This is a genomic window from Chitinophaga eiseniae (assembly GCF_900167135.1).
GTDB lineage: Bacteria > Bacteroidota > Bacteroidia > Chitinophagales > Chitinophagaceae > Chitinophaga > Chitinophaga eiseniae.
The window spans coordinates 1-1050 of the sequence record NZ_FUWZ01000030.1 but is presented as its reverse complement, the minus strand read 5'-3'; the positions used below and the strand labels follow the sequence as shown (position 1 = coordinate 1050).

At 48.6% G+C, this 1050-nt stretch carries 1 protein-coding gene; it reads left to right on the top strand.

From position 1 onward, the window contains the following. A partial coding sequence (locus B5D63_RS35240; RefSeq protein ID WP_235021712.1) for a DUF6443 domain-containing protein occupies positions 1-1050 on the top strand: 1050 nt, incomplete at both ends.

Genomic DNA, 1050 nt, shown 5'->3' with positions numbered 1-1050 from the left:
TTATATGCACACTGCCGGCGATGGCAAATTCAAAACATCTCCCTTTAGCGCACAACAACAGTTTTATCAGAATTCGGGAAGATATCCGGGAGAGAAAATATATTATAGTCAGACCGAATTTGAGGCGTCTCCATTGAACCGGGTGATGAAGACTTATGCCCCAGGCAACAGCTGGGCTACCCGTCCGGTGAGCCATCAGTACCTGGTTAACACCGCACAAGATTCTGTACGTATCTGGAACATGGGTTCTACCGGGCTGCCTGTTAGTCCCCGCGCTTATGATCCTGGTCAGCTGACGGTAGATGTGAGTATTGATGAAGACGGTGGTCAGATAAGGGAGTATAAAGACAAATCCGGTCAGCTGGTATTGAGAAAGTTAAAAGGAGCCAATCCCGGCACAGCACATATGGGTTGGTTTTGTACCTATTACATCTACGACGACCTGAACAACCTGCGCTTTGTCATCCCGCCGTTGGGCGTGGAGAAAATAACGACTACCTGGAATGTTGCAGCCATCGCAGATGGTCTTTGTTTTCAATATACCTATGACGAAAGGAACCGGATGGTCACTAAAAAGGTTCCCGGCGCCGGCGTGGTGGAAATGGTGTATGATGTCCGCGACCGGTTGGTGTTCACCAGAGACTCGGTTCAACGGGCACAGAATGTATGGCATGTCACTTTTTACGATCAGTTGAACCGGCCGATAGAGACAGCGTTGTATAACCGGAACATCTCCCGGCAGGTGTTACAGGGACAGATGAACGGAGCTGTTAATAACAGTGGCACCAGCAACTACGTTTTTCCGGGTCTTGCCGACCTGGTTACTGCGTATCATGAACCGGCGCGTATCGTTTACGAGGCAACTAACTCCGTAACGCTGGAAGGTGGCTTCGATACCGGCAGTGGCGCCAATGTAGATATGTTAATTAACCCGTCTCTGAGGAGGGACACTGCGAATATTATTGTCAGCAATCCCTTACCTGATATCTTTAGTAATGGTACACTGACACCGTTAACATATACTTTTTACGATAACTATCAGTTCCCTGG